General features: G+C 56.7%; 17 protein-coding genes and 1 tRNA gene. 10 read left to right on the top strand and 8 right to left on the bottom strand.

The window, feature by feature from the left end; genetic code table 11:
- Positions 1 to 22 precede the first annotated feature (22 nt).
- Entirely contained in the window at positions 23 to 1,048 is a 1,026-nt protein-coding gene (locus tag FE240_RS11215; protein WP_193001005.1) for a sterol desaturase family protein, read from the bottom strand.
- A 119-nt stretch (positions 1,049 to 1,167) separates the two neighbouring features.
- Here FE240_RS11215 and FE240_RS11210 point away from each other — a divergent pair, with 119 nt between their 5' ends.
- Complete coding sequence (locus FE240_RS11210) at positions 1,168 to 1,626, top strand: SRPBCC family protein (protein ID WP_193001004.1); 459 nt, start codon at positions 1,168 to 1,170, stop codon at positions 1,624 to 1,626.
- A gap of 63 nt (positions 1,627 to 1,689) precedes the next feature.
- Here the strand turns inward: FE240_RS11210 and FE240_RS11205 are convergent, their stop codons facing one another.
- A complete protein-coding gene (locus FE240_RS11205) occupies positions 1,690 to 2,163 on the bottom strand; it encodes a YbaY family lipoprotein (protein WP_193001002.1) in 474 nt (157 codons plus the stop codon).
- Positions 2,164 to 2,390: 227 nt separating this feature from the next.
- Here FE240_RS11205 and FE240_RS11200 point away from each other — a divergent pair, with 227 nt between their 5' ends.
- The 7 genes from FE240_RS11200 to FE240_RS11170 all read left to right on the top strand — a co-directional run bounded on the left by FE240_RS11200 (position 2,391) and on the right by FE240_RS11170 (position 9,052).
- Positions 2,391 to 3,494 (top strand): S41 family peptidase, encoded by a 1,104-nt coding sequence (locus FE240_RS11200; protein WP_193000999.1) that lies wholly within the window; start codon positions 2,391 to 2,393, stop codon positions 3,492 to 3,494.
- A gap of 74 nt (positions 3,495 to 3,568) precedes the next feature.
- Positions 3,569 to 4,225 carry a DedA family protein gene (locus tag FE240_RS11195; RefSeq protein ID WP_193000997.1) on the top strand — a complete coding sequence of 219 codons (657 nt, stop codon included), beginning with the start codon at positions 3,569 to 3,571 and terminating at the stop codon, positions 4,223 to 4,225.
- A gap of 207 nt (positions 4,226 to 4,432) precedes the next feature.
- Entirely contained in the window at positions 4,433 to 5,074 is a 642-nt protein-coding gene (locus FE240_RS11190) for a DedA family protein (protein WP_193000995.1), read from the top strand.
- A 401-nt stretch (positions 5,075 to 5,475) separates the two neighbouring features.
- Complete coding sequence (gene pdhA / locus FE240_RS11185; protein WP_193000993.1) at positions 5,476 to 6,564, top strand: pyruvate dehydrogenase (acetyl-transferring) E1 component subunit alpha; 1,089 nt, start codon at positions 5,476 to 5,478, stop codon at positions 6,562 to 6,564.
- Entirely contained in the window at positions 6,557 to 7,540 is a 984-nt protein-coding gene (locus tag FE240_RS11180) for an alpha-ketoacid dehydrogenase subunit beta (protein ID WP_193000991.1), read from the top strand. Before pdhA ends, FE240_RS11180 begins: the two co-directional genes overlap by 8 nt.
- A complete protein-coding gene (locus tag FE240_RS11175; protein ID WP_193000989.1) occupies positions 7,537 to 8,637 on the top strand; it encodes a dihydrolipoamide acetyltransferase family protein in 1,101 nt (366 codons plus the stop codon). The genes FE240_RS11180 and FE240_RS11175 overlap by 4 nt, the downstream gene beginning before the upstream one ends.
- A 205-nt stretch (positions 8,638 to 8,842) precedes the next feature.
- Positions 8,843 to 9,052 carry a cold-shock protein gene (locus FE240_RS11170; RefSeq protein ID WP_005302803.1) on the top strand — a complete coding sequence of 70 codons (210 nt, stop codon included), beginning with the start codon at positions 8,843 to 8,845 and terminating at the stop codon, positions 9,050 to 9,052.
- 108 nt (positions 9,053 to 9,160) lie between these two features.
- Here the strand turns inward: FE240_RS11170 and FE240_RS11165 are convergent, their stop codons facing one another.
- Entirely contained in the window at positions 9,161 to 9,409 is a 249-nt protein-coding gene (locus FE240_RS11165) for a TIGR02647 family protein (RefSeq protein WP_042048641.1), read from the bottom strand.
- A gap of 189 nt (positions 9,410 to 9,598) precedes the next feature.
- Between FE240_RS11165 and FE240_RS11160 the strand changes: the two genes are divergently transcribed.
- A complete protein-coding gene (locus FE240_RS11160) occupies positions 9,599 to 10,159 on the top strand; it encodes a hypothetical protein (RefSeq protein WP_193000987.1) in 561 nt (186 codons plus the stop codon).
- A gap of 67 nt (positions 10,160 to 10,226) precedes the next feature.
- Positions 10,227 to 10,625: a DUF2750 domain-containing protein gene (locus FE240_RS11155; protein WP_193000985.1), complete on the top strand. Its 399-nt coding sequence runs from the start codon at positions 10,227 to 10,229 to the stop codon at positions 10,623 to 10,625.
- A 651-nt stretch (positions 10,626 to 11,276) separates the two neighbouring features.
- On the opposite strand, the gene FE240_RS11150 is transcribed toward FE240_RS11155, so the two are convergent.
- From FE240_RS11150 to FE240_RS11130, 5 genes are all read right to left on the bottom strand, one after another.
- A tRNA-Asn gene (locus FE240_RS11150) sits at positions 11,277 to 11,352 on the bottom strand.
- A 272-nt stretch (positions 11,353 to 11,624) separates the two neighbouring features.
- Positions 11,625 to 11,990: a hypothetical protein gene (locus tag FE240_RS11145; RefSeq protein WP_193000983.1), complete on the bottom strand. Its 366-nt coding sequence runs from the start codon at positions 11,988 to 11,990 to the stop codon at positions 11,625 to 11,627.
- The gene (locus FE240_RS11140) at positions 11,987 to 13,540 is read right to left on the bottom strand and encodes a hypothetical protein (protein ID WP_193000981.1); all 1,554 of its coding nucleotides are present in this window, start codon (positions 13,538 to 13,540) and stop codon (positions 11,987 to 11,989) included. Before FE240_RS11140 ends, FE240_RS11145 begins: the two co-directional genes overlap by 4 nt.
- Positions 13,540 to 14,610, bottom strand: coding sequence for a DNA polymerase (locus tag FE240_RS11135; protein ID WP_103252483.1), 1,071 nt, complete (start codon positions 14,608 to 14,610; stop codon positions 13,540 to 13,542). Before FE240_RS11135 ends, FE240_RS11140 begins: the two co-directional genes overlap by 1 nt.
- The gene (locus tag FE240_RS11130) at positions 14,597 to 15,238 is read right to left on the bottom strand and encodes a hypothetical protein (RefSeq protein ID WP_139428053.1); all 642 of its coding nucleotides are present in this window, start codon (positions 15,236 to 15,238) and stop codon (positions 14,597 to 14,599) included. The genes FE240_RS11135 and FE240_RS11130 overlap by 14 nt, the downstream gene beginning before the upstream one ends.
- Positions 15,239 to 15,547: the final 309 nt, after the last annotated feature.

Here is a 15,547-nt window from a genome sequence, read left to right as displayed (position 1 = left end):
CGGCCCCGTAAAGGGGCCGCGCTCATTTTTGCATACTGCCGAGCAGGGGGCGACGACGGGTGAGCGGGTGCCCAAGTTTGCACAGGGTGACCCAGAAGGGGCGTAGTACCAGGTTGTGCAGCTGCATGTAGCGCTCGTTGTCGCGTGGCCCGACGCCAAACTCCAGTGGCTCCGGTTCGTGGGTGGTAACGTAGAGGGTGCCGAACCACCAGTCCCACACAGACAGATTGGTGCCGAAGTTATGGTTGAAGTGCTTCGGATCCCGGCTGTGATGGATCTGGTGCTGGGCAGGGCTGTTGATGATGTGTTCGATGCGCGGCCCAAACGAGAGCCAGACATGACTGTGGCGCAGATTGGCCGCGAGAGAGTTGAAGAGCAATACCAGATAGCCGACCCCAAACAGGGTATAGGGGCTGACGGTGCCACCGCAAAGCCAGTAAAACGCGCCACTGTAGAGGGCGAGCAGGGTTCCCTTGACCAGTTGCTCACACAGTTTTTCGACCACATGAATGCGGCTGGCTGTCGGTGGCACCATGACGGTGGCGCTGTGGTGCACTTTGTGAAACTCCCAGAGCCAGCGGCTGTGAAAGGCCCGGTGCAGCCAGTAGTGAGCCAGATCGCTGATCAGAAATACCCCGAGCCCGTAGAGCGCCATCACTCCCGCATTTTTCCCCAGCTGTGGGCGCTCTCCCCAGATGCGCGTCAGCAAGCGCTGCACATCGCCCGGCTCCAGTCGCAGGGGGTCGAGCAGCGCCAACATGGGGGCAATGAAGGCCACATGCAGTAGGGCGCGTACGAAATAGTACTGATAATCCACCCGTGCCGAGCGGTGCAGCCACACGGCTCGACCGCCGAGGAAAGTACCGAAACCGTGGTTGAAACCGCGCCGGCGCTGCCTGCGATAGAGGCAATAGGCCACCATACCCGAGATCGCGAGAAAGCCGATGCCGAGGCGGCCATTGAGATCGAACAGGCCAGAGAACTGATGCCAAAGTGGGGCCAGCAGCAGGCGGGTGATCAGGTCGGGGAGGGCGGCGAACAACTCCATGGTTGCATCTCAGGGCCGGAGGGTGCGCGGATTGTAAATGATAGTCGCTCTCAACTCTAGACGGTGATCTGCCTATACTCCTTCTCGCGTTGTCCCATTTGATCTGAGGAGGAGACACGATGAGCCACTGGATCCTGGCGGTGGAGCGAGTGATGGCGGCGCCGCCTGAGGCACTCTATCGGGCATGGAGTGAGCCTGCGTGGCTACAGCGCTGGTTTGCCCCAGCCCCTTGGCATGTGGTTCGTGCCGAGCTTGATGTGCGTCCGGGTGGCGCGAGTCTGGTGGTGATGGGGGGGCCAAATGGTGAAGAGATCCCCTGTCATGGGGTCTATCTAGAGGTGGTTCCGGGCCGGCGGCTGGTGATGACGGATGCCTACCTGCGGGCCTGGGAGCCCTCACCGCGCCCCTTCATGACGCTGGTGGTGACCTTTACGCCTTGTCCTGGCGGCACTCACTATTTGGCGCAGGCGCATCACTGGAGCGCCGCTGACATGCAGGAGCATGAGGCGATGGGGTTTCATCCTGGCTGGGACATCTGCACCGATCAGTTGGAGGCGCTGGTGAGCGGCGGGGCCTGATCCGGATGACAGCAAGAATAACGCCGGCACTGGGCCGGCGTTGTTCTTTATTCTCGCTGCGGTTTACTGGGCCGTGGACTCAGGGGCCTTGGCCACCGGCACCAGATGCAGTTCAACCTGGTCGCCGCCGCCCTGAGTCAGGGCCGGAGTAAAGGTATCGGTGGTAAAGAGCAGCTCATCACCGACCCGGATCGTGGCGCGGACGCTGTAGCGGTGGCTCTGATCGACCTTGCTCGGGTCATAGTCGAGGGTGAAGGCGAACGGCGGGGCTGCCAGCTCATCGAGCGTGGTGCGGCCGAGCACCCGGGCCGGCGCATCGGCCAGCGAGACATCTTCCAGGGTGATCTCGAGACGGGCTCCTGGTGGCAGTGCCATGCGCGCGCGATAGAGAGCAGTGCCACTGATGCTGGCGTGTTGCTGGCTGGTTTCGCTCTTGGCGGGCTCGTCGGTGGGAACGGGGGCCGGCGCCTTGGCGTCATTGCAAGCGGACAACAGCAGGGCCGAGCCGAGCAGGGCAAGGGGGAACAGAGGACGCATGGTGATCTCCTAACTGGATACAAACGGCGCAGGTATAGCATCTTCACCGCTATCGCGATAGCGAAACGGGTTCAGTACGCCCCAAAACGAGGTGCTCTGGGTCGACTCCTGTCGTCATGTCCCGGCCGCTGAACCGTCTCGGAACAGAGTGGCCGCATGGTTGGAGTTTTCTTTCGCTGAGCGGTATGGTCTTGATATGTATTCGGAACTTTCGCAAGGGGAATGTCATGCGAACATCATTGGGCGTCATGCTTGCGCTGCGGCTTTTGGGGGTGCTCTTGCTCGGGTGGAGTGGCCTTGGCGTGGCGCAGTCTCTCTCCTGGCAGGACGCATGCCGCCGTGATCTGGCCGTGCTTCCCGACTTTCTCTCTCAAAACGATGCCGGCGGGCGCTGGGCTGAGCGGCAGCAAGGGGAGGCCCGCCTGGCGCAGGCGTTGGATGCGGCGCAGCAGAAGGTGGCGACCGTTGACAATGAGGCGCAATGCGTGCGCCTGCTCAACGACTACTTATATCACTGGCGACCGGGGCATCTGGCGGTGCTACCTGTCCAGATGAAGCGAGGTGAGCAGGCGACGCCTGCGGCCCCGACGCTGGAGATGCTCTCGGATCGCACCTTGCTGCTCACCCTGCCCAACTTTGCCCCCGCGCAGGCCGATGCGCTGGCAAACCTGCTCGATGCCCATTTTTCCCAACTGGCCGAGACGCCCAACTGGATCATCGATGTGCGTGGTAACGGTGGCGGGCTGCCCCAGATCTACCAGCCCCTGTTGGGCTGGCTGTTGCCGAGGGCTCGCATCGACTATCCGGGCGCTTTCCTAGTCACCCAGGCCAACGTTGCGGCCTGGGCGCGGATCTGTCATCAGCAGATGGCGGATGCGCCTTGTGATAAGGCTGCGCAGCACCTGCTGACCCGTCTTGGCAAGGCGGATCGCCTGTGGTTACCGTTGGGCGGTATGGGCCCTTTCAGTGAGCGGGCCATGCCATTGCAACCGAACCGGCCGAAGCAGGTAGCGGTGCTGATGGATGAAGGCTGCGCCAGTGCCTGTGAACAATTCCTGCTGACCGCGCGTCAAGGGATGGGGATCAAGCTGGTGGGTCGGCCCAGCTATGGTGCCATCGACTATGGGGAGCTGCTGGCTCACCCCCTGCCTTCAGGCCGCCTGCAACTGCTCTATGCCAGCGCCCGCACTACCCGCTCGCCAGACATGGCGCTCGATGGGGTCGGGGTGCAGCCTGATGTCTTGCTGCCAAAGCCAGCCAGCCGCCGTGCCGAGACAGTACAGGTGCAGTTATGGCTGGAAAATGGCGAGTGGCGCAACTGGTCGCAGTGAGTGCCCATTAAGGCGATGTTCATGGCGTGGCGGCTATAAACCGGCTTCACTATTCGCCGCCCCTGGAGATCCTTATGCAAGAGATGCTGCTCGCCATCTGGCAACAGGATTACGCCTTGTTGAGCCAAACGGGCACCATTGGACTGCTCATCGCCTGTCTGGTGGTGATCCTGTTTCTGGAATCGAGTTTCGTGTTTCTGCCGCTGCCTGGCGACAGTCTGGTGCTATTGGCCGGTGGCTTGGTGGGGCTGGGGGTGCTTGGGCCCGAGGTGACGCTGCTTTACCTGCCGCTGGCGGCGGGGTTGGGCTCTTTGGTGGCCTATTGGCAGGGGAGGGCACTGGCTGAGACCCGCTTTATGTATCATATCGAGCGTCTCATTCCTGAGCGACAGTTGGAGCGAGCCGGTGCCATGCTGGCTCAGCACGGTTTTTTAGCCATGTTCTCTTCGCGTTTCGTGCCCTTTGTGCGAGTGCTCACTCCCATGCTGATGGGGATCTCCCGCTTACACTTGCCGCGGGTAGCCGTGGTGAGCTTTGCGAGTGCCTTTCTCTGGTCACTGGCGCTGAGCCTGGTGAGCAAAGGGATGATGCAGGTGCCGTTGCTGGCCGAGTACCACCACCTGCTGGCCAAGGGGTTGCTGCTCACCTCCTTGTCGTTGTTTGTGCTGGCGGTGATCGCCATTGGTTTGCGTCTATATCGACGCAGGCGCAGGATGGTATGTGACGATTGAGACTTGGCGCGGCGATGCTGGCGAGATAGGGCTGGCCTTGCGGCGTTGAGAGGGGTACGCTTTTACCCCTGATATTAGAGAGGAGTGGCCGTTGAGCCCTCTTCATCCGGGCTCAACGCGAGCCACGGCAGAGTTAGAGTATGCCGGCCAGGGGGGCCGGGCTGGCGACAGGAGATCGCCGATGACGCCGAGGAGCGTGACAGCCGTATGCACGACATGCTGGTGGCCATCTGGCACCAAGACTACCAACATCTAGCCCACATGCAGGCCATGGGGCCCCTGATCGCCTGCCTGATGGTGATCCTGTTTCTAGAGTCGAGTTTTGTATTTTTGCCACTGCCGGGAGATAGCTTGGTGCTGTTAGCCGGTGGTTTGGCGGGGCTCGGGGTATTTGGCCCCGAGGTGGCGCTCGTCTATATGCCAATTGCGGCGGGCCTTGGCAGCCTTATCGCTTACTGGCAGGGCCATGCGCTACACGGAACCCCCTTCATGACCTTCATCGAACGAGCCATCCCAGAAGGCAGCCTGCCCAGGGCGTCACGCCTGCTTAACCGCTATGGCTTCCTGGCCATGTTTTCATCACGCTTTATCCCCTTTGTACGGGTATTGACCCCGATGCTGATGGGGATCTCTCGTCTGCGGCTCACTGGCGTCATGATATCGAGCTTCGCCAGCGCCTTCCTCTGGACCCTGCTGCTTGCCCTGTGCGGCCATACCGTGATGGCGCTCCCCTTCTTTGCCGAGCATCAGCAACTCTTCACCAAGGGGCTGCTGGTCTGCTCAATGACTCTGTTTGCCATCGCCATTATCGCCATTTTGGTGCGCCTCTACCGTCATCGTAACGCCTGACTTAGGAGCGGGCGCCGCCCCTTCGGTGGGCGGTGCTCCAGCGCCTAGCCGACAGGCCGCGTCTCAACCCGCGCCGCGATCGCGGTGCGCTGAACAGACCCGCAGCGTTTTTTTGCTGGCCAGCGCATGGCCTAGTCCCCTTGAATGGCCGAGGCACAGCAAGCGCACTTGTCGTGGTAAGGCCGCGTGACCGCGTCGAGAGCACGCTGAAAAATCCCCCCTTAAGTTGCACCATTCACGGTGCTGACAAATCACCATCGCCAAAAATTCATTGAATTTGTCATTTTAAAGAAGTTTCTACTGGTCTTACCTGGCTGAATCTCTTTGCAAGTTAATTAACAATGATTTTACATTCAGAGGGTCATCAACGGCGGTGACATTCAACCGGCAAGGAGCCAGTTATGACCCATGTCGAGATCCCTCTCCTGCGTTACCTCGATGAGGAGGGGCGCCCGGTGGCAGACCTGCCCGCTTGGCTGGACAAGGCATTGGCACGCACTTTCTACCGCAACATGGTGGTGGTGCGTAGCTATGACAAGAAGGCGATCGCCCTGCAACGCACCGGCAAGTTGGGCACCTTCCCCTCTCATCTGGGGGCGGAGGCGGTCGGCATCGGTGTTGGTCTCGCCATGGAGGAGGAGGATGTCTATGTCCCTTACTACCGCGACATGCCCACCCTGTATGTGCGCGGAGTGCCCATGGAGAAGAACTTGCAGTATTGGGGCGGTGACGAGCGGGGGAGTGACTTTACCAAGCGCGATGGCTCCCGCTCAGAGGATCTGCCCATCTGCGTGCCCATCGCGACCCAGATCACCCACGCCTGCGGCATTGCCGCAGCCTTCAAGCTGCGTCATCAGCCGCGGGTGGCGGTGGTCTCCATCGGTGATGGCGGCACTTCCAAGGGGGATTTTCTCGAGGGACTCAACTGCGCCGGGGTGTGGCACCTGCCCATGGTGATGGTGGTAAACAACAATCAATGGGCCATCTCGGTGCCGCGCACGCTGCAATCCTCGGCGCCCACCCTGGCCCATAAAGGGATGGGCGCCGGTGTGCGTAGCTTACAGGTGGATGGCAACGATGTATTGGCCGTCTATGACGCGGTCAAGCAGGCGCTGGAGCGGGCCCGCTCTGGTAAGGGGCCGACCCTGATTGAGGCGGTGAGTTATCGGCTCGGGGATCATACCACTGCCGACGATGCCACCCGTTACCGGGAGGCGGCCGAGGTGGAGGCGGCCTGGCGCAAGGAGCCGGTCAAACGACTGCGCCAGTTCATGGTTACCCAGAAGTGGTGGGACGACACCGCCGAGCAGGCCCTGCTGGCCGAAGCCAGTGCCGAGGTCGAGCGGGCGGTAGCTCGCTACGAAGCGCAGCAGGCCCAGCCTCCCGAGGCCATGATCGATTATCACTACGCCGAGCTGCCGGCCGATCTGCGGCCCCAGCGCGATCGCATCATTGCCAAGGCGATGCGAAGGGAGGCAAATCATGAATGAGGTGAGCCTGCTCGAGGCCATCAACATGGCCCTGCACTATGAGATGGCGCATGACCCTGACGTGGTGGTGCTCGGGGAAGATGTGGGGGTGAACGGCGGTGTGTTTCGTGCCACGGTCGGTCTTCGCGACCGGTTTGGCTTTAAGCGGGTGATCGATACGCCACTGGCCGAGGGGTTGATCGCCGGCGTTGCGGTCGGCATGGCCACCCAGGGGTTGAAACCGGTGGCCGAATTTCAGTTTCAGGGCTTCATTTTTCCGGGGATGGAGCAGATCGTCTGCCAGGCGGCGCGTATGCGCAATCGCACCCGGGGGCGGCTCAGTTGCCCGTTGGTCTATCGCTCTCCCTACGGGGCCGGTATTCATTCGCCAGAGCATCACAGCGAGAGTGTCGAGGCTCTGTTTGCCCACATACCAGGGCTAAGGGTGGTGATCCCATCTAGCCCAAGGCGGGCCTATGGATTGCTGCTCTCGGCCATCCGCTGCCCGGATCCGGTGCTCTTTTTTGAGCCCGATCGCATCTATCGTTCGCTCAAGTCCCAGCTCGACGATGACGGCGTCGGTCTGCCGCTCGATGTCTGCTATACCTTGCGCCCCGGCCGGGACATCACTGTGGTGGGGTGGGGAGCCTGCTTGCAGGAGATCCTGCGCGCCGCCGAGGTGCTGGCGGATCAGGATATTCAGTGTGAGGTGATCGATCTGGCGACCATCAAGCCGCTCGACATGGCCACCATCCTCGCTTCGGTACGCAAGACGGGGCGCCTGCTGGTGGTACACGAAGCGTGTGGCAGCTTCGGTGTGGGGGCTGAAATTGTCGCTCGGGTGTGCGAGGGGGCGGCCACCGCCCTCAAGGCGCCCCCGCGTCGCCTGACTGGCGTCGATGTGGCCGTTCCTTATTATCGCAACGAAGCCTATTACCTCATTGATGAGCAAGAGATCGTCGATGCCGCGTGCACCTTGATGGAGAGCTGGACATGAAATTTTTCAAGTTACCGGATCTGGGTGAAGGGCTGGCTGAGGCCGAGATCGTCGAATGGAAAGTGAAAGCAGGAGCGCAGGTCGAGGTGGATCAGGTGTTGCTTTCTGTCGAGACGGCCAAGGCATTAGTGGATGTTCCCTCACCGGTGGCAGGGGTGATCGCCCGCCTCTGCGCTGCCGAAGGGGATATTCTGCACATCGGTGCCCCTCTGGTGGAGTTTGAAGGGGGGGAAGATGACGGAACAGTGGTTGGCAAGGTGCTCGGGAGCAGCCAGGTGTTTGAAGATCACTTTGTGGCTGGCGCCGTCGCAGCAGGCTCTGGGCTCACCCAGGCGATGCCAGCCGTGCGCCGCCTGGCGTTACAACTCGGGGTCGACATGAATGGACTCAAGGGGAGTGGTGACGGGGGATTGGTGACCGAGATGGATGTGCTCCAGGCGTTCGAGGCTCAGGGGGGAAGTCACAACGAGGTTCTCAAGGGGGCTCGCCGTGCCATGGCCAAGGCGATGACCTTATCGCACCAGAGCGTGGTGCCGGTTAGCATCACTGACGAGGTGGACTTGCGAGCCTGGCGTGCTGACGAGGACGTGACGGTGCGCCTGATCCAGGCTATCGGTGTGGCTTGCCGCGGCGAGCCGTCGATGAATGCATGGTTTGATGGTGACACCTTGACCCGCCGTTTGTTTGACGAGGTGAATGTGGCTATCGCCGTTGATTCCAAGCACGGGCTCTATGTGCCCGTGATGGAAAATGTGGCGCAGCGGACGGCGGCCGATCTGCGCGCCGGGCTCGATCGCATGATTGCGGATGTGAAGGCTCGCGCGGTACCGCGCGAGATGTTGCAAGGGGCGACCATCACCCTCACCAATTTCGGTGCTATTGCCGGTCGCTACGCCAGCCCGATCGTGTCGCCGCCCCAGGTGACGATTGTCGGTGCCGGCAAGCTGTTTGAGAAGGTGGTATTTGTCCATGGTGAAGCCCGTCCGGTGCGGGCCCTACCGCTTTCGGTCACCTTCGATCACCGGGCCTGTACCGGGGGAGAAGCGGCGCGTTTTCTGCGTTTGCTGGTCGATGCGTTGGAGGCGCCTGAAAAATAAATGCTGTTCCGCGTTAATACAGGGCAGAATTCGTTTGCTTATCAGGTAAGTCCACGTATAATCAATCGAGCTTGAAAAAGGCGTCATTTATGTCAATGAGTATGATGTTCTGCATCTTTATCCTGTTGTTCATAAGTCACCCTTCGTTTCGAAGCTTTGTCCGCCGAAAGGCACGAGTAATTTTTGAATACAGGTTTATAAAGATATGTCTAACATGATCACCGGTACCGTTAAGTTCTTCAACGAAACCAAGGGCTTCGGCTTCATCCAGCAAGAAAACGGCCCGGACGTGTTCGTACACTTCAGCGCCATCCAAGGCAACGGTTTCCGTACCCTGGCTGAAGGCCAGCGTGTACAGTTCTCCGTGACCCAAGGCCAGAAGGGCCCGCAGGCTGAGAACGTCACTGCTCTGTAATTGCACAGAATTTAAAAAAGCCGCTGCTTGCAGCGGCTTTTTGTTGCCCGGAATAATCCGGCTATCTGAAAAAGGCCACCTCAGGGTGGCCTTTTTGTATTGGTCACATTACTCAGAGCGCAGCGCGGTGAGCAGATGTTGCAGGTGTTCGACCTGGGTGCGACCGAAGGCAGTCAGATAACCGCCGTCGCTTGCCTCAAGCAGACCGCGTTGGTGCAGGCGGCGGGCGGCGTCATGGATCTCCTCCGGGCTCTCCTTGTGCAGCTTGATCCCTTGAGCCAAGTTGGCCGGGTCATAGCAGGCGAGTACCTTGAGTTCACTGACGAATTCGGGGGTGATCTGATGGATGCTGGACATGGCACTCTCCTTGGACTGAAACGAGTTCTTGAAAGAACCATAGCATTCTCCATGAGCCCTTAATGAGGGCTGTCTCAAACTCTTGCCGCCCCTTTTTCCAAGTGAGCGTTTGTTGAACACCCCTGAGACATCAACGGGATAGTGATGATTTCATGCTATGATGCCGACTCATTCATTCAAGGAGTCGTCATGGCGCGTATCGTGCTGGTATCTCTGTTGCAGGGCCTCTCATCCCGTTTTCCCGTCTACTCCCAGACCTGCCTGAATACGGCGCTGGCCAATTATGGGGGACGGGTCTGGTTGCCGCCGCAGCAGAGTCGTGACGTGGATGAACTGCGCCGTGGAGCGGGCAATCGGCCGCTTGGCATGCTGGCCGATCTCAAGGCGGGCTGGAGCCCGATTGATCCAACAGCCGGGGGCGATGATGCCGGTCGGTTGGCGCTGGCCCAATACGACGATGAGCTGCTTGGCAACCTCGATATGTACTGGCGTATCCCGGCCAAGATCAACAGTCCAATCACCGACAATCTGTTCGAGCTGCGCCGCGAAGTGGTGGATGAGGCGCTCGGCGCCAAGGTGACCCAGGCCTGGCAACAAGGGCTTGAGACTCGCTTGAAAGCACTGCTCGTGGCGGCGGCGAGTGGTGAGGATCAGCTGGTATTTGCCGAAGTGGAGTGTGCCTACTGGTTACGCTGCTGCCTCAGTGATGAGGCCGGCATCGAGCTGGTATGGCCAGAGATGGCCGGCTGAGCTGGACAAGGGAACGGGGGCATGTGACCATTACGCCCCGATTTTACCCCTCATACGGAAGGCACCCATGAGCTACACCCTGACCGACACCGAGCGCAATGCGGCGCTCAGTCTTAATGCAGACTACCGCTACGATCACTTCATCAGCAAGCTGGTGGAGCATGGTGAGCTCTATGTGCTGACCGATGAGCACGGCGTGATGATGTTGACCACGGAGGATGAAGATTGCATCCCGGTGTGGCCGCATCCTGAGTACGCCGAGGCGTGGGCCAACGGTGAGTGGGCTGAATGCAAGCCCCAGGCCATTACCCTCAAGGTATGGATGGAGCGCTGGATTGATGGTATGGAAGAGGATCAGCTCTGCGTCGCTGTCTTCCCGACCGTCGATCAGGAAGGGATCGTGGTTGAGCCGGGTGAAGTGGCTGATGCCATCGAAAAAAAGCTCGGTAAGCAGGGCAAGTCATAGTCCCCGCGCGCCGATACCGCGCACGGCCCTGATGCAATGCGCGGCTTGTAGCGAGATAGCATTCATCTGACCGTTGCCCACAAAATGGTGTGGTCATGCCGCTTAAAATCGGATAATACGCTCCCACTACCGTGTTATCCGAAGCGGCGGTATGGCCAGTGATGGGCACATCGCATCATAAACCTAGCCAGCTGGCGTTCGCTAAAGGGTCTAGTTGTATCCGAAAGGCCAGCAAGCTGAGTGGTGATCACCATCAGCAAGCGCGGCGAGATTCTCCAACCTTCTCTGATCTATGAGGCCGCGAGTATGCTCGCTAAGCCTTCTAGCGGCAAAAGTCCCATCTCTATCGGGCCGCTCCCTATGTTGGGCAGGCCACCCTCGATACCCCTTTGCTTCCTTACGGTTCACCGAGATTCAGCGGCAAGGAGCCTTCGCAACCGATGGCAAGATGTGCTGGCTGAGCGATGACGGGTTATTCCTATCCGTGTCTCTCACCACGCCACGGGAGCAGACAGGTGAGCTTTGCGATGAGCCGATCCACCGGCTTGTCAGCACCAAGTTTCGAGAGTCGCTGTGGGGGGCTACTTCATCGGGGAACTGGTGAAGAGATCGATATGAAAAAGCCCAGCCAAAAGGCTGGGCTTTAGAATGTGGCTCCCTCGACAGGACTTGAACCTGTGACATACGGATTAACAGTCCGCCGTTCTACCGACTGAACTACGAGGGAATTGGCTCCTCCTACTGGACTTCATTCATTTATCAACGGATTGGGATAACCGCCGGGCCGTCGCATCCGTCGAGACTTTGCAGCCATCTGTCATCTAGCCTGACCGGATATAGTCCGGAGAATTGTTGCGCCAAAAGATAGATATTGCTGCGCAGATGAGCGGTAGAGGAAACGACAAAAACTACTAGGTGGTCCGGATAGAGACCTGAACTGGGATGTCGTGATTGCCATAAAGTAAAAAGGCCCGTGCTGTCATGCAGGGGCCTTGGTGGTTACTCTTCTCGTTTGGGTTTCGCGGCTCGCCGCTCAAATTTAACGGGGGGGTAGCGTTCCTCCAGTAGGTCGTACAAGGCATTAAGCACCTGCACTCGCCCCTTGCACTTGAGGCTGTAAGTCCAGGCTTTCAGCCGCGCTTCCTCACAGGGGCCGAAATGGTTGATGAATAAGACCCTGAACAAGTCCCAGAGCTCATCAGTAGTGTAGATGGTCTTGTTCTGCCGGAGTTTGTTCTTGGAGAACAGGCGGACCTCGATTTTCTCGGCCAGTATCACTGCGGGGTGCTTCTTGGGCTTAACATCTTGGGTCGTCTGCAGTTTGGCAAGAATATCTCGCAAACATTCTGTCGGTTGCATACTCATCCAAGGAGCTCCTCTGCGTTGTCAAAGTCACTTGCATTGGTAGCATCGACGTGTGGGGACGAACTCGACGGGACTGCTGGGGGTTCCGCCGCGTCGTCGCCATCGTCACGACTTTGACTCGTTTTTGGCTCAAACCATACATCGTAGTACCGATCAGTGGCCCGTCCACGGATGACATGCACCCCGTTGCTGGCGAGAGCGTCATGAATCATTGGTATCTTTCGAGACATCGCTGACGCATTGCGAGGCATATCTGAACCAAGACTAACAGATGTCTGGGCTTCCAAAGCGCTGAGCAACTCATGGGGAGTACCGTGCCAAGGATTGCTCTTGGGGTAACGCTGAGCGAAAGTGGACAAAGCCACGAAGAGAGAGTCGTCCACCACACCGGCCACCTTGGCCTGCTCAACGTTGGCTTTGTAGGCATTCTGGAGTGCTCCTTTCGGTAACTTGAGCACCGTCTCCAGCCCCGCGACCCATACCGCAAAATCAGTCATCCTGCTTTTAAAGGTGATATCAACCGAATCCTTAACTGCCAGCACCTTTGCTGCCAAGGTGTGAAGGGTATAGAGCAGCGACGGTAACTCTTTATCGAACTGAGCTGACAACTCAGCTTCAGAGCGCCGTTGTTTACTTTCAATAGGGGTTAGGTTGACGTTAACACACCGACTGACGAGATCGCTTTCGGTAACGAACGTGTGGATCCCGTTAAGCACGAGGGCGCACCGTAGATCCATACTGTATTCTTGCCCGTCAGTGTATAGCTTCCTGCCTACGGTCGAACCACCAGTGGCAACCTGGCACAAACCATCACTCAAGTCGTGCCGGATGTAGCGCAAGTTATCATAGATCAAGACATGGCTGTTCTGAGCTGAGATGGCTATATCTTTAACTGCCTTCGGCATCGTTTGGCTGGCCACTTGGCAGGGATCCACCAGCTGACGGATCACCCTACTGCACATGAAAGTCTTACCAGAACCAGCTGGAGCCCTAACTACCAGTATCGGATACGGCAGTTGGGCGGCCTTCGGTGTTGCCACCGTATAGGTGAGCCAAGCTAGCAGTAGAAGCTTTTCCTTATCTGAGCAGTTGAACCACTTTAACAAGGCTTTGAGATCGAATTTCAGTTCAGGGGTCGGGGCTGCAATCATGGTGCTGGTCTCGGTGAAATAGAGACCATTTGGTATCGTCGTTGTGACAACGGCTCTACCATCAGTGGCTTGCAAGAAGCGACCGTCCCCTAGGTGATAGAGGTAGCCACCCAGCATCGGAGCAACCCGGTAGTGAGCAGTGATGGTCTCGCCGTCTTCGAAGGTTATCGCATCGAGCTCGTCGAGCACCTCTTCAAACCTGGTTCTGTTGAGTCCCATTCCTACTTTTTTCGCATGGCTATGCATGCCGCGTCGAACTCGTTCAGCTTTAAGTGGGTGACACACAGCAGGCTGGTCCGTGAAGATAACCAACGGCTGATCCGCGCTGTCTTTTGCCAAAGACACAGTATCTTTGAAGCTGTTCGCCAATACTACGGCATCGAACTTTTGTTTACTCATCACATCATCCCCACTTGACCATCGAAAACACCATCCACCTTCACATTCAGCTCAAAACCGTCCAGCACTAAGGAACTGGCTTGCTTGAGCACTGCGATCGCTTTCGCTACCTGCTGATCTTGCTCAGCAATAGGAACTCGAATAAGGAACGCATCATGGATGGTCAGGCGTAGGTCAATACCCGCGTCTACAAGGCCGATAACTGCACGGCGCATGATGTCAGCACCTGTGGCTTGAACAGACCAGTTACGTACAGCAAGAGGGTTGCTCAGGGGGGTGACCCCAGCAGCCCAGTCCCGACAGCGGACATAGCCGTCACGGAAAGCCAGCTGAGATCGGTGGTTCAGCTCTGCATCGACACGGTTGAATATTTCACGCAGGGCGCTCCAGCGTCGCTGGGCTTCTGCCAAGGGAATGCCATGTTCCTTAGCATAAGCTTCGGGTCGTTGGCCGTAGGAATACGGTAACACAGATGCCTTCAGCTCAGCCCTTGTAAGGTTTTTGAGGTCGGGATGCTGACCAACATAGCTGTATAGGTCACCTTGCTTGTAGGCAGTCTGAAGCTTTTCGTCGTTTGCAAAACAGGCAGCTATAGCAGGTTCTTGTTGCCCGTAGTCCAGAAGTATGTATAAATATCCAGTAATGGGATTGAGCACAAACGGCCAGAACTTCTTTTTTAGGGAAGTCAGACTTGGCCCGTATATCACATTTCTCCCTGTCGTCGTTGCGAATGGTTTCGAGTTATGCTGAAGGATGAATACGTCATCGGTGTTCATGTTTATAAAGTCCTTGGATCGCCCAATGGCATCAAGAACAACATGATCCCCCTGAGCGTTGTTGATTGGGGGTAGGATAAAACATGGGTGCCATTCGACACCCTTTTTATGGATCTGATAGTTAAATTTGGCGTATGTAAATGGGATTTCGTTGGTAGATAATGTAGAAGGTATTTGAGATAATTTGGAAGGATTTGAGCGGGGTAAATATGAAGGGGTGCTATTGCTAGCAATAATATTTCGATTTAGCTTTTTTGCAAAGCCACGTTCAAATTCTGAACTATAAGATATCATTAATATTGTCGAGATTGATATCTATGTTTAATATGTCATCATATTGGCGAGATGGTTTTTTTGTAACCTTCTCATCATATTCTTTTTCTTCATTTTTAAGATCCCTTTCTAGATCGTGAGTAGATGATATACAATATTTTTTAAAAATAGGATGATCTTTTGAGTCTACTATAGAGTCAGCGAATACTAGCTCTAACACATTTGTATACTCATCCTCCGTTACAGGTAGAATATTGGTCTCGGTGTTTTTTGTGAACACATAAGAATCTTTTAGACGTGTTGTTGTGTACACGTCATGGTCGGATTCCATAAGTTCTCGTTTCGCTTTGCTGAAGCCGTCACTAGAGAGCAAATTGATCTGGATTAAGCTTACTGCTCCAGTCGCTGAGCGGATTGGGATGATGCAGCATTGCCTAACCAAATCTCCTAGTTCTTGAACTAACGCATTGCTTACAGCATAGATGCGGCGAGTTCCACCTGTTCTTTCATTAAGAACGAACAGTTGCGTACACCGGGACCTATCCACAAGAAATGGCGTATCATCACCTGGAACTCGAAAAAGCTTATTCTGAATCTGAGCAATCGGATCAATAAAACAGGGGCTCAGACGTTCTAATATAAGAGTCATGATAAATCCTCAAGGAAGAAGTGGTCATGCTCTCTAACATTTCGAGAGATTATTTTTCCAAATTGTTAAAGAGCGTGTTTCTTGATAATTACCTGCCAGTTTGAATATGGCGCAGGTAAATATCGATATATTGCTGGTGATGCTAAGCGCTCAGCACATCCAGCGAGATGAATAGTACCAAATCAAAAAGGATGTTCAAGCATGATTTTTCTATGGAAATGCCAATGCACTATTAGTTAAATAATATTTAACAATATTTTTTGAGTTGCATTGATATAAATATGGAAGGCACTGTAGTTAGAAATACAA

The organism is Aeromonas simiae (assembly GCF_014892695.1).
GTDB classification, from domain to species: domain Bacteria; phylum Pseudomonadota; class Gammaproteobacteria; order Enterobacterales; family Aeromonadaceae; genus Aeromonas; species Aeromonas simiae.
The sequence above is the reverse complement of the archived record's forward strand: the minus strand, read 5'-3'. Positions and strand labels throughout refer to the sequence as shown.

Coding starts and splice junctions, on each gene's coding strand:
- FE240_RS11180 (WP_193000991.1), top strand. CDS start 6,557: ATGAATGAGGTGAGCCTGCTCGAGGCCATCAACATGGCCCTGCACTAT.
- FE240_RS11205 (WP_193001002.1), bottom strand. CDS start 2,163: ATGCGTCCTCTGTTCCCCCTTGCCCTGCTCGGCTCGGCCCTGCTGTTG.
- FE240_RS11200 (WP_193000999.1), top strand. CDS start 2,391: ATGCGAACATCATTGGGCGTCATGCTTGCGCTGCGGCTTTTGGGGGTG.
- FE240_RS11210 (WP_193001004.1), top strand. CDS start 1,168: ATGAGCCACTGGATCCTGGCGGTGGAGCGAGTGATGGCGGCGCCGCCT.
- FE240_RS11140 (WP_193000981.1), bottom strand. CDS start 13,540: ATGAGTAAACAAAAGTTCGATGCCGTAGTATTGGCGAACAGCTTCAAA.
- FE240_RS11155 (WP_193000985.1), top strand. CDS start 10,227: ATGAGCTACACCCTGACCGACACCGAGCGCAATGCGGCGCTCAGTCTT.
- FE240_RS11160 (WP_193000987.1), top strand. CDS start 9,599: ATGGCGCGTATCGTGCTGGTATCTCTGTTGCAGGGCCTCTCATCCCGT.
- FE240_RS11170 (WP_005302803.1), top strand. CDS start 8,843: ATGTCTAACATGATCACCGGTACCGTTAAGTTCTTCAACGAAACCAAG.
- FE240_RS11195 (WP_193000997.1), top strand. CDS start 3,569: ATGCAAGAGATGCTGCTCGCCATCTGGCAACAGGATTACGCCTTGTTG.
- FE240_RS11165 (WP_042048641.1), bottom strand. CDS start 9,409: ATGTCCAGCATCCATCAGATCACCCCCGAATTCGTCAGTGAACTCAAG.
- FE240_RS11190 (WP_193000995.1), top strand. CDS start 4,433: ATGCACGACATGCTGGTGGCCATCTGGCACCAAGACTACCAACATCTA.
- FE240_RS11145 (WP_193000983.1), bottom strand. CDS start 11,990: ATGAGTATGCAACCGACAGAATGTTTGCGAGATATTCTTGCCAAACTG.
- FE240_RS11130 (WP_139428053.1), bottom strand. CDS start 15,238: ATGACTCTTATATTAGAACGTCTGAGCCCCTGTTTTATTGATCCGATT.
- FE240_RS11215 (WP_193001005.1), bottom strand. CDS start 1,048: ATGGAGTTGTTCGCCGCCCTCCCCGACCTGATCACCCGCCTGCTGCTG.
- FE240_RS11135 (WP_103252483.1), bottom strand. CDS start 14,610: ATGATATCTTATAGTTCAGAATTTGAACGTGGCTTTGCAAAAAAGCTA.
- pdhA (WP_193000993.1), top strand. CDS start 5,476: ATGACCCATGTCGAGATCCCTCTCCTGCGTTACCTCGATGAGGAGGGG.
- FE240_RS11175 (WP_193000989.1), top strand. CDS start 7,537: ATGAAATTTTTCAAGTTACCGGATCTGGGTGAAGGGCTGGCTGAGGCC.